Raw genomic sequence first — 11,699 nt, 5'->3', positions numbered from 1 at the left:
GTGAATTGGTTTAATAATATTCGAATTCACGGATCGCTAGATTATTTAACACCAGCTGAATACAAGTTGAAACACCTTTAAAAATTTGTTCAGTTTAGTGTTGACATTCCAGGATCGCATGGCTCCCCTCATGACTCTTCTTCTTTTCTGTCTCCCGAACAAATACGCCATCAGCTTCAGCATAGAGAAAATCTATTTCCTCATCCGCCTTGGCTTGTGCTTCCCCAACTTTCCTCACAATCGTTCCAACCATTGTATTGCTAATATCCACAGCAGTCCATTCCTTCAATACACAAGCTGTTTCCCGGTAGGTGATTTTGGCAGCCATCTAGGCCACTTTCGCTTCTACAAATGGGCTACTGCGTTGGTATTTTTTAAACCCTGTCCATTCATCAAAGGGGTAGTGGACTTCCTTCCCGATCATACATGAGGATATGTGTAAATCTCACCACACCAAAAGAAAACTGAATTTCCCTTTCGTCATTCCTTTCCACCGTCCAGCCCTCAGCCTGTTTTGCTTCACAATGACATCGTTCATATTGGTGAATACGCCTTCCAACAGAGACGCAAACACCTCATACATCATACTACGAACGCTTTCTTCAAATCCAATTAGATTGTCTGACTGGTGTATTAATGTGTACAATTTTGAAATAATAGTATCCATGAAGAGGCCTCTTTCTAAGCGTATTTGCCGCCAAGCATAGATTTATAATAGAGTGCCTCTTCTATTTTGGCTAGGATTTTGTAGAATTATCCGCGAGAACTATTTTACACATACCATTTCCGGGACGAGACTACTCCCCATTCCGGGAAATATGTTCCTTCAAAAAAGTCACCGTTTTTCGGGCTGTGTGCACAGCTGCCCTGAAAATACGGTGACAATCTTTTTTTCTGCCCAGCATCCAAGCTGTTTTTCTATTCTCAGCCCTTTAAAGAGCGGATACTTCATAGGCGAGCGCTTTGCTAGGAAGAACCTTTCCCAGTTTATTCTGGATATAAAGCGACGCTTCCTGCAGCTTTTTCTCATCAATATTTGTTTTGATTCCCAGTCCATGTAAAAGATAGAGTATATCATTTGTCGCAACATTTCCGGCTGCTCCAGGTGCGTACGGGCATCCGCCAAGTCCTCCGACAGAACTGTCAAACCGGTTAATGCCAAACTCCATAGATGTCATGATGTTAGCGATAGCCATACCTCTTGTGTCATGGTAATGCATGATCATTTTTTCTTTTGGAAATCTAGCAAGCAAAGGTTCCAGCAGTTCTTCCACCTGTGTAGGGACTGCGGTTCCAATTGTATCCCCGAGTGAGAGGTCATCTACACCCATTTCCAGCAATCGGTCACAAACGCGAATGACCTGATCGGGATTGATTTTTCCTTCATAGGGACAATCAAATACGGTGGAGACATATCCGGTCACATGTTTTTTAGCCTTTTTTGCTTCTTTAACCACTTCTTCAAGTACTGGATATGTTTCTGCAATTGATTTATTAATGTTTTTCTTATTATGTGTCTCACTTGCTGACATGAATACGGATGCGCCATCGATACCGGCTTCCAATCCTAGTTCAAGCCCTTTTAAATTAGGGATAAGTGCTGAATAGCTGACGGCTGGATTGCGTTTAATCTTTCTACCTACTTCATGGGCATCGGAAAGTGCTGGTACCCATTTTGGATGAACAAACGAAGAATACTCAATTTCCTTCATACCTGTTTCAGATAACATGTTGATCCAATTCACCTTATCGGAAGTTGTGATATGCTTTTTTTCATTTTGCAAACCATCCCTTGGACCAACTTCTTTGATTTGAACAAATTCAGGCCAACGTCTCAAAGTTATCCCTCCGTTCCCATTTTTGAATGCGCTTACAGTTTATTGTATTTCCCTTTTAAAAATTGGCTCCATCCATTCAATTTCCTTTAGTTTTTCGTTTCTATTCATTCTATTCAATCGAGTTTCCATTTATTCAACATTGTTGAATACACTATACTATAAAAATTCTGAATTTGTCAATTGTTAATTCTCTAATTGCACACCAAAAAAGCCTATCCCAAATGACTCTGGGATAGACTGCATAGACGCTTGATTAATGATTTAAAAACTTAACGCATACTACTTCTGGTACAGATACTTCTGCATTTAATTTGCTCAGTTTTCCTGTTTCTGCATCACGCGCTAGTAAGACAAGGTTTCCTGAATGTTGATTGGAAGCAATAATAAAATTTTCACTCGGATCAAGGACAAAATCACGCGGCCAGTCACCACCGGTTGTTGTGTGGTCAATCAAAGTCAGCTCACCCGTTTCTTCATCGATGCTAAATACAGCGATACTATTATGGCCGCGGTTCCCTGCATAAATAAATTTACCGTCTGAAGAAATATGAATCGCACTCGCATCATTTTTTTCTGTAAAATCTTCAGGGATCGTACTTAAACATTGTTTTTCTAAAAAACTTCCTGTTTCTGCGTTATAATTTAACACGATTACTTCTGAACTTAATTCTGTGATCAGATAAGCTATTTTCCCATTTGGATGAAAAACGATATGTCTTGGTCCGCTTCCGGCTTTTACCGTTAACGTACTCACTCGGACCAGTTCATGTTGATTCATTTGATATGTCACAAGTTCATCCGTCCCGAGATCTGCGGCAATGACATATTTTCCGTCCGGTGTGTGTCCTGCATAATGAACATGTGGCTTTTCCTGGCGTTTATGCGGGCCGCTACCTTCATGCTGATAATTGGAAGATGTCGCTTCAACGGTTCCATCCTGATTTACTTGATGTAATTCAATCGTTCCCCGGTGGTAGTTTGCTGTTAAAAGCTCTTTATCGCGAATGGTAACATGACACGGCGGCGCTCCTTCGGTAAGTTGTCCATTCATGTACTGCAAGCTTCCCGTTTCCCGATCCAATGCATAGGCATTCACACCGCCAAAATCGCCATCTTGAGCAACTGAATAAAGATAACGGTTATCCTCACTTATTGCTAAGTACGTTGGACTGCCAACTTCCGCTGCAACTTCAACCTCATCTAATGTAGCTTTTTCCGTATCAAGAACAAATCGATAAATACCTTGACTGCTTTTACGTGTGTATGTGCCTGCGTACCCAATATATTTTTTCCCCATATGTATCCCCTTTCGTTTTCGATGTACTTTGTCTCATTATAGCATTGAAGCAATGAAAAACCATACCGTATCGAGTTGAGTTAGGTATGGTTCTCTGGATATTGATTTAATTTGAATTCGATTTACTTTCCTCTTTCTTTTCATTCATCATTAAAAGAGTTACAGGCTGATTGGATCCGGTTAACAGCTTATAAAAATAGGTTGCCGTCAGCTCATAGCCATTTTCTATTTGCTCTGTTAAATCATTTGTTCGTTCATAGAGAATCGAACGCAAGTTATCCAGTTGTCTAATGATTTTCTCTGTTCCCGCTTCCTGATTTTCCAGGCGTTCTAACATGTCTTCTTGAATCAAGTCCTGCTGCAGAGCTCGCTCATCCACTTGTTTCTTTACATCCTGAAACTCATTTACTTGTGAAATAAGGTGCTGATTGGTTAATTCCTGTTGATCTAACTTATTTAGCATACCTTTGTTGACGTGCTGCATATCTCTCATTTCTTCTATCATTTCTTGCGCTTTCATTTCATTGTCTTCTAACACTTCACCTAATGTATTTACCTGGTTATCTAACCGTTTTTGCCACTGCAGCGTATGGTCTTTAAATTCCTTTTGTTCTGCATTGCTTTTGTTTACTTTCTCCAGCTGTTGATTCATCTCTTTCCACCGCTTATCCTGGATGAATTCCTGCTGATTATTGTTAAGCTTTACATCCCGCAGTGACCTAAGTAATGATGCATTCACTTCTTCCTGTCTTTTTAGCAGTTCTGAAAAATAGTTTATTTTAAAGTACCCTTGATTGGGCTCTTTAATTTCTCCTTCATTTTTAAACACGCCCGGGTTTTCACTATTCATAAATAATCCCACATGTTACATCCCCTTATTGCATGATGATATTATCCTATGCAAAAACGTGTTATATGGGACAAAAGCGCATGCACAATTCACTTTTTTAAACGTTTAAATGCTTCAATAAATTTTGCAGGGGATGACGTAACAGTGTAGGAATAGACACCGCTGATTGTATGAAAATAAAGAAGACCGCCTGCCTCAGCGATCTTTTTATAGGACATATCGAAAACATGTTGGATTGGAAATGTTCGGTGCTTTGTAACAACCTTTTCATGATATAAATAGATAAATCGCTTTTGGACCGTTTTGCATTGTTCTAAATGACCTACTTCCCGTTCTACTTTTACATATGGCTGTTTAGCAATTAGATGCATTGGTAAACCTCCTGTTCACAAAACATCAGCTTCCCTATAAATTTTCGATAAATAAGCGAATAACGTCAGCACCGCCGATTAGCGTCCCCAGGCTGCTCCCTAAGTTCGCTAACAGAACTACCAGTAAAATGCGTGTTACCTTATTATTCCAAAACCCTTTGACACTATGAACATCTTCTGATAAATGTTCAAAATCTGCTACACTTGGCCGGCGAATATAGGCCTGGACAAACCCGGCAAAAAATCCAGAAGCAATTAAAGGATTTAAAGAAGTGATTGGAGCTGCAATAAAAGCTGTAAGAATAGCAAGCGGATGAGCTAAAGCTACGAAGGCGCCAATTGCTGAAAAGGATCCATTCCAGATCACCCAGCTGATTGTTTGTTGCAGGCCTGCAGAAGGATTGGCATAAAATGTATAGGCAATCACTGCAAGAATAAAAATGGGAATCCCCCAGCCAATTATTTTAGGAACTTTTGATTTTGGAGGACGTTCAGTCAACCGATCTAAATCCTGTTCTTTTCGTATTTCTTTTTTAATCCCTGGGACATGTGCTGCACCAAGAACAGCTACAATCTTATTCCCATCAGCCTGTTTGATTTTCTCTGCTAAATACTGGTCCCGCTCATCGATTAAAGGAGTTTTCAATCTTGGAAAGGATTCCGTGAAATCATCAAGCATCGCATTCAGCATATCTTGGGATTTCATTTTTTCCAGCTCTTCTTCTGTAATGCTCTCGTTGCTAAAAATACTAAAAATAATCTGCATCAGAAGTTTGGCCTTCCCTGAAAACCCAATCCCATGCCAAATACGGGCAAAGGTGATTTGAATATTGCGATCAGCCAGCACCAGTTCTGCATCTATTTCCTCTGCCGAATCAATGCCTTGAATCATTTCTTGACCAGGGCTAATCCCAAATTGCTTTGCCATGCGATTTTGAAAAGAGGATATAGCAAGGTTCATTAAGAGAAATGTGGCCTTCTTCTCTTTAATTACCTTAAAGATATCCATATCCCGCCATTTATTCTTATTCTGTATAGATTGATAGCGCTGCTCGTCCAGTTCAACACAAACCGTGTCAGGTTTCTCTTTCTCAATCACTTCTTTTACTTGTTCAGCACTATGCTTTGATACATGGGCAGTACCAATTAATATGATTTCTTTCCCGTCTAAATCCATTCGCGTTATATTTTCTTCTGACATCGTTACCTTCCTTTTATAAGCCCCGCTTAAAATTCATCTATCTTCTCTTAATCATAAATGATTTACGTAAGATAGAAAAGAAATAAGATAGGATCAGTCGGCAACATCTTACCCATTGCTGATCTTTTTTATAAATTCTTTATTCCACTGTTTAAATCTTTCATTATGGGAAGAAACCATTCCCGTCCTACTAGCACTTGGATGAATATACTGCTTTGCTTTATTAACTGCATTTGCTGCATCTTGAAACGCTCCCGCTATCAAGTTTAGCTTCCCGTCATGTTTTAAAATATCACCTGCTGCATAAAGACCATCAACAGAAGATTCACTGGCTGAATTGCCTGCAATAAAATAGTCCTCCACCTTTGCTATGTCAAGACCACTGTTTTCAAGCAGGGATGCATCTCGCTCATACCCATGATTAATAAGCACTTCATCTACAGACAAATAAATATTTTCTCCTGTATGGTGGTTGGTCAGCTGAATCTGCTCGATCACTTCATGATTTACACCAGCAATCAGCCTCGTAATGGAGGTGTGGAAATAGCAAATGACGGAGCTATTCATCAATTGCGTTACTGAAGCCTCATGCCCAGCAAGTACCCCTTTTCGATAGGTTATAAAAACCTGTTTAGCAATTGGCTCTAATTCATTTGCCCAGTCAATCGCAGAATTCCCGCCGCCAGAAATAAGTACGGTTTGATCTTTAAAACGGCTTAATGAATCAATCGTATAGTTTAAATTAGTCACTTCAAACCGCTCTGCCCCTTCTATATTTAGCTTCTGAGGATTTAAGATCCCTCCGCCGACCGCAACAATTACTGTTTTAGAGTAATGTTTTTGTCCTGAAGCAGTATGTAATACAAAAATTCCTGCTTCATTACGATGAATCGATTCTACTTTTTCACTCAAAACAACCTCCGGGTGAAACGTTAACCCTTGCTGTGTAAGTTGCTCCATCAATTGTGTTCCTGTAACAGGGGCCTGTCCCCCGACATCCCAAATCATTTTTTCAGGGTATACATGTATTTTTCCGCCTAAATACGGTTGATACTCTATCAATTTTGTTTTCATTTCTCTCAGCCCACTGTAAAAGGCAGAATAAAGCCCTGCAGGACCGCCTCCAATGACAGTGACATCAAATAACTCTTGTTCTTTCATGGCCTCTCACTCCTCACGTAATGATCAAAGCTGATGATTCTCCTAATTCTAAAAATAACGGTTGACAATCGGCAATGACATGAATATAGTAACATTATAATGAAAATGAGAATCATTCTCAACATAAAATGAATTTTTTATATAGATGGAGGTGTGTTTATGGCACGCTTATATACAGATAACTTAACCATTTCCTATGATACACGGCTAATTGTGAACGGTCTCAGTATGGAAATCCCAGATCAAAAAATCACAGCCATTATCGGACCAAATGGATGTGGAAAATCGACTTTGTTAAAGGCAATTACCCGCATTATTACACCCAAGTCCGGTTCCGTTGTCCTAGATGGAAAAATTATTACAAAGGAAAACACAAAAAAGCTGGCAAAACAAATAGCCATTTTGCCACAAACACCGGAAAGTGCAAGTGGACTGACAGTTGGCGAATTGGTTTCATATGGCCGTTTTCCCTACCAGAAGGGATTTGGACGCCTAACCAAAGAAGACATCGAAGTCATTGACTGGGCGCTTGATATAACCGGTACTTCCGCCTTTAAGTTCCAGCCTGTTGACGCTCTTTCAGGCGGCCAGCGGCAACGCGTCTGGATTGCTATGTCACTTGCTCAGGAAACAGATACTATCTTCCTTGACGAACCTACTACGTATTTAGATATGGCTCACCAACTGGAAGTCTTAGAAGTTCTCAAGCGCCTTAATGAAGAGCAGGGGCGAACAATTGTCATGGTTCTACATGACCTCAATCAAGCTGCCCGCTTTGCAGATTATATTATCGCTTTAAAAGACGGTGAAATTGTGAAGGCAGGCAATTGTGAAGAAGTTATTCATGCGGATGTACTGAAAAAAGTATTTCGAATTGATGCAGAAATTGGACGTGATCCACGGACAAACAAGCCGATGTGTATAACCTATCATTTATTAAAAGGAGATCAAAAAAATGAAGAAATCACTCATTCTTTCCCTCATGCTGTTCGTGCTAATCATTAGTGGCTGCAGCACTAAAGAAAGCAAATCCACTGCTGATCAAGGAAGTAAAGAAACCATCACATATCAATCAGAAAATGGCCCGACAGAAGTTCCCGCTGACCCAAAACGAGTTGTCGTCCTTGGCTCTTTTGCCGGAAATGTCATGCACCTTGGTGTTAATATTGTCGGTGTTGATGCATGGGCGAAAGATAACCCACGTTTTGATAAGGGACTGAAAGAAGTAGAGGTAGTCTCAGATGAAAGCCTTGAGAAAATCATTGAATTAGATCCCGATTTAATCATCGGTCTCTCCAATACTAAAAATATCGATAAATTAAAAGAAATAGCACCTACCGTCACATATACTTATGGAAAGGTGGATTATCTCACGCAACATATAGAAATCGGAAAGCTGCTCAATAAAGAAGAAAAAGCACAAGAATGGGTCGATGATTTTAAGAAGCGCGCACAAAAGACAGGAAAGAAAATTAAAGATAAAATTGGAGAAGATGCAACGATTTCTGTCATCGAAAGCTTTGATAAACAATTGTATGTATACGGCGACAACTGGGGCCGTGGTACAGAAGTGCTCTATCAGGAAATGGAATTGAAAATGCCAGAGAAAGTAAAAGAAAAAGCTTTAAAAGACGGCTATTATGCTTTATCAACAGAAGTCTTACCAACGTTTGCCGGGGATTATATGGTGATCAGTAAAAATAAGGAAATGGATAACTCCTTTCAAGAAACAGATACGTACAAAAACATCCCTGCGGTGAAAAATGATCGCGTGCTGGAAGTAAATGCAATGGAATTCTACTTCAATGACCCCATTACACTTGAGTACCAATTAGAAACTTTTACGAATTATTTTCTTGGAAAATAGAGGAAAAACATGAGAAGAGATGGGTTGGGCACGATGAAATCAAATCAACGTAGAATTCCATTTATCTATAAATTAATTGCAGGTCTTATCTTGTTTATTGCGGTATTTATTGTTGCAATTGTTTTTGGGGCAGTAAATATATCTGCAAAAGATATTTACCTTGCAATTGCATCAGAAGAAACAAGTGAAGCCATTTCCATTATTCGCGATATACGCTTACCAAGGGAAATTGCTGCAGTATTTGTCGGTGCTGCCCTAGCAATCGCTGGAGCCATTATGCAAGGAATGACCAGAAATCCTCTTGCAGATCCGGGGCTGCTGGGCTTAACCTCTGGTGCGAATGCGGCACTTGCCTTCACGATAGCACTGATTCCTTCCGCCAATTTCTTTGGCATCATGGTCGCCTGCTTCATCGGCTCAGCAATCGGCGCTATGATGGTGTTTGGTATCGGATCAATGAAAAAAGGAGGATTTTCCTCTTATCGAATTGTTTTAGCCGGAGCTGCTGTATCAGCCTTTCTCTATGCTATTGCAGAAGGTATTGGCCTTTACTTTAGGATTTCCAAGCATGTATCGATGTGGACTGCAGGAGGATTAGTTGGAACAACATGGAGTCAGCTTCAGGTCATTGTTCCAATTATTACAATCGGGATTTTCATAGCGATTGCCCTTTCGAAACAGCTTACGATTATTAGCTTAAGTGAAGAAGTAGCTGTTGGATTAGGACAAAAAACAATACAAATAAAGGCAATTCTTTTTATTGTGATTATTTTACTTGCTGGTGCAGCAGTTGCACTTGTCGGAAACATGGCATTCATTGGATTAATCGTGCCACATATCACCCGTTTCATCGTGGGCACCGATTATCGTTTTATTATACCAATGTCAGCAGTAGTAGGAGGCATTTTTATGCTTTTAGCTGATACAGTAGGCCGTACCATTTATGCGCCATTTGAAACGTCTGTCATCGCGATTGTAGCGATTATGGGACTTCCCTTCTTTCTGCTCATTGTGCGAAAAGGAGGAAATGCATTCTCATGATTCATCCAGCTTTCATAAAAAAACAACGCATCTTCCTTTTTATATTGATAATGCTCATTATAGCAACAATGATTGTCGGAGCTGGTGTCGGATATGCTTCGATTTCCTTTGACCGGATCATTCCTACTTTACTTGGTCAGGGTACATTCAAAGAAGCATTTATTTTATTTTCCATCCGGCTGCCGCGCATTTGTATCACCTTACTAGCAGGCATGGCACTTGCTTTATCAGGCGCCATTCTGCAAGGAATTACACGAAATGATTTGGCAGACCCCGGTATTATCGGCGTTAACAACGGAGCTGGCGTAGCGATTACTGTTTTCTTTTTATTTTTTCCAATAAGCAGTGATACGTTTGTTTACTTGCTTCCACTCGTTGCTTTTGCAGGAGCTTTATGTACTACCTGTTTGATCTATATTTTTTCTTACAGCAAGCAATCTGGCCTGCAGCCGATCAAAGTCATTCTTATCGGAGTTGGATTCTCTATGGCATTGTCAGGTATCATGATTGTGCTTATGTCCTCTGCGGACCAAGAAAAAGTCGATTTTATTGCCAAATGGATAGCAGGCAATATCTGGGGAACCGATTGGCCTTTTGTGTTAGCCATCCTTCCTTGGCTAATCATTTTAATTCCATTGACACTATACAAAGCAAATCGTTTAAATCTCCTCCATTTAAGTGAGTCAGCAGCCATTGGTGTTGGTGTACCGGTGGAAAAGGAACGCATCACTTTACTTTTCATCGCAGTTGCGCTGGCAGCTTCAGCAGTATCGGTTACTGGCGGCATTGCCTTTATCGGACTCATGGCACCGCATATGGCAAAAGCCATTATCGGCCCAAGAAATCAATTATTTATCCCCCTTGCCATTCTGATTGGCGGATGGCTGCTTTTGCTGGCGGATACCGTTGGGCGTAATCTGACAGACCCAGATGGCATTCCGGCGGGGATTATGGTTGCATTAATTGGCGCCCCGTACTTTATCTATTTACTTCTAAAAAAATAGAATTTATTATGTTAAAAATCCCATCTGAGAAAATGTCTCAGATGGGATTTTGTGCGATTTAATAACCTGCCACTCGATTATGATATACCTGAAGCGGCTGCAGTGCTGTTTTTACAATGTTGTTTTCTTCCTCATTTAAAGGAATCATTGGCAAGCGAACTCCACCAACGGATACTCCCAACATATGTAAAGCCGCTTTAACCGCTGTTGGATTTGGTGCGATGAATACAGCTTTCATGATCGGAAGCAATTTACGGTGCATGGTAGCTGCTGTCTGGACATCGCCATTTTGATAGCTGTTAACCATCGTCTTCATCTCATTCCCAATGACATGCGAGGCAACAGACACAACCCCATGTCCGCCAATGGAAAGCACTGGCAATGTTAAACTATCATCGCCGCTATATAAAGAAAAGTCACTAGGTGTTTGCTCTATAATTTGTGCCATCTGGTCCAAATCACCGCTGGCCTCTTTCACAGTAACAATATTATCAATCGCTGAAAGTCTCACAATAGTTTCTACGGACATATTGACAACACTTCGGCCCGGTATATTATAAAGCATGACCGGAAGAGAAGTTGACGCAGCAATAGCACTAAAATGCTGATATAGTCCTTCCTGTGAAGGTTTATTATAATAAGGCGTTACAAGCATAATACCGTCAACCTCGCATGCCTCTGCCTTCTTTGTAAGACTGATAGAAGCTCGTGTGTTATTCGATCCTGTCCCAGCGATCACCGGTACCCTTCCCTGAACTACCTCTACAACAAATTTAAATAATTCCACTTTTTCTTCATCTGACAACGTTGGAGATTCTCCAGTTGTCCCAGCCACAACTAAGCCATCCGTTCCATTTGCAATCAAATGATTTACTAATGAGCGTGTAGCTTTAAAATCAATCTCTCCCTGCGCATCGAATGGTGTAACCATAGCCGTTAATACTTGACCAAAATTCATAACCTCACACCCTTTTCCTATTTTATCAGAGGTGATGAGAGCTATTTCATACGACGCAAAAAAGCAACAACGAGGGATTCGCTGCTGCCACAGAAACAGTTTAGTGTATAA

The 11,699-nt window shown here is 40.4% G+C and carries 14 protein-coding genes; 5 read left to right on the top strand and 9 right to left on the bottom strand.

Annotated features, from left to right (window positions below):
• On the top strand, positions 1 to 81 hold an 81-nt coding region (locus J2Z81_RS07280), incomplete at its 5' end, for an IS3 family transposase (RefSeq protein ID WP_226371028.1).
• A 13-nt stretch (positions 82 to 94) separates the two neighbouring features.
• Here the strand turns inward: J2Z81_RS07280 and J2Z81_RS07275 are convergent.
• The 8 genes from J2Z81_RS07275 to J2Z81_RS07240 form a co-directional block, all read right to left on the bottom strand.
• Positions 95 to 328: a hypothetical protein gene (locus tag J2Z81_RS07275; protein WP_226371027.1), complete on the bottom strand. Its 234-nt coding sequence runs from the start codon at positions 326 to 328 to the stop codon at positions 95 to 97.
• 117 nt (positions 329 to 445) lie between these two features.
• Positions 446 to 667 (bottom strand): hypothetical protein, encoded by a 222-nt coding sequence (locus tag J2Z81_RS07270; protein ID WP_051681397.1) that lies wholly within the window; start codon positions 665 to 667, stop codon positions 446 to 448.
• 265 nt (positions 668 to 932) lie between these two features.
• A complete protein-coding gene (locus J2Z81_RS07265) occupies positions 933 to 1,838 on the bottom strand; it encodes a hydroxymethylglutaryl-CoA lyase (RefSeq protein WP_029267530.1) in 906 nt (301 codons plus the stop codon).
• 253 nt (positions 1,839 to 2,091) lie between these two features.
• The gene (locus J2Z81_RS07260) at positions 2,092 to 3,135 is read right to left on the bottom strand and encodes a lactonase family protein (RefSeq protein ID WP_029267528.1); all 1,044 of its coding nucleotides are present in this window, start codon (positions 3,133 to 3,135) and stop codon (positions 2,092 to 2,094) included.
• A gap of 106 nt (positions 3,136 to 3,241) precedes the next feature.
• Positions 3,242 to 3,997 carry a hypothetical protein gene (locus J2Z81_RS07255; protein ID WP_226371026.1) on the bottom strand — a complete coding sequence of 252 codons (756 nt, stop codon included), beginning with the start codon at positions 3,995 to 3,997 and terminating at the stop codon, positions 3,242 to 3,244.
• Positions 3,998 to 4,074: 77 nt separating this feature from the next.
• Entirely contained in the window at positions 4,075 to 4,356 is a 282-nt protein-coding gene (locus tag J2Z81_RS07250; RefSeq protein WP_029267524.1) for a hypothetical protein, read from the bottom strand.
• Between the two features lie 34 nt (positions 4,357 to 4,390).
• Positions 4,391 to 5,557 (bottom strand): TraB/GumN family protein, encoded by a 1,167-nt coding sequence (locus J2Z81_RS07245; protein ID WP_029267522.1) that lies wholly within the window; start codon positions 5,555 to 5,557, stop codon positions 4,391 to 4,393.
• A 108-nt stretch (positions 5,558 to 5,665) separates the two neighbouring features.
• A complete protein-coding gene (locus J2Z81_RS07240; RefSeq protein ID WP_226371025.1) occupies positions 5,666 to 6,718 on the bottom strand; it encodes an NAD(P)/FAD-dependent oxidoreductase in 1,053 nt (350 codons plus the stop codon).
• 159 nt (positions 6,719 to 6,877) lie between these two features.
• Between J2Z81_RS07240 and J2Z81_RS07235 the strand changes: the two genes are divergently transcribed.
• The 4 genes from J2Z81_RS07235 to J2Z81_RS07220 are packed head-to-tail and all read left to right on the top strand — an operon-like array spanning position 6,878 to position 10,630.
• On the top strand, positions 6,878 to 7,723 hold the full coding sequence (locus J2Z81_RS07235) for an ABC transporter ATP-binding protein (protein WP_029267517.1): 846 nt from the start codon (positions 6,878 to 6,880) through the stop codon (positions 7,721 to 7,723).
• Positions 7,674 to 8,585: an iron-hydroxamate ABC transporter substrate-binding protein gene (locus J2Z81_RS07230; protein WP_226371024.1), complete on the top strand. Its 912-nt coding sequence runs from the start codon at positions 7,674 to 7,676 to the stop codon at positions 8,583 to 8,585. Before J2Z81_RS07235 ends, J2Z81_RS07230 begins: the two co-directional genes overlap by 50 nt.
• 33 nt (positions 8,586 to 8,618) lie before the next feature.
• A complete protein-coding gene (locus J2Z81_RS07225) occupies positions 8,619 to 9,626 on the top strand; it encodes a FecCD family ABC transporter permease (protein WP_226981274.1) in 1,008 nt (335 codons plus the stop codon).
• Positions 9,623 to 10,630: a FecCD family ABC transporter permease gene (locus J2Z81_RS07220; protein WP_226371022.1), complete on the top strand. Its 1,008-nt coding sequence runs from the start codon at positions 9,623 to 9,625 to the stop codon at positions 10,628 to 10,630. Before J2Z81_RS07225 ends, J2Z81_RS07220 begins: the two co-directional genes overlap by 4 nt.
• A gap of 58 nt (positions 10,631 to 10,688) precedes the next feature.
• Here the strand turns inward: J2Z81_RS07220 and dapA are convergent, their stop codons facing one another.
• Complete coding sequence (gene dapA / locus J2Z81_RS07215; protein ID WP_029267509.1) at positions 10,689 to 11,588, bottom strand: 4-hydroxy-tetrahydrodipicolinate synthase; 900 nt, start codon at positions 11,586 to 11,588, stop codon at positions 10,689 to 10,691.
• Positions 11,589 to 11,699: the final 111 nt, after the last annotated feature.

It is taken from the genome of Virgibacillus alimentarius (assembly GCF_017874635.1).
Taxonomy (GTDB): domain Bacteria; phylum Bacillota; class Bacilli; order Bacillales; family Amphibacillaceae; genus Virgibacillus_B; species Virgibacillus_B alimentarius.
The sequence above is the reverse complement of the archived record's forward strand: the minus strand, read 5'-3'. Positions and strand labels throughout refer to the sequence as shown.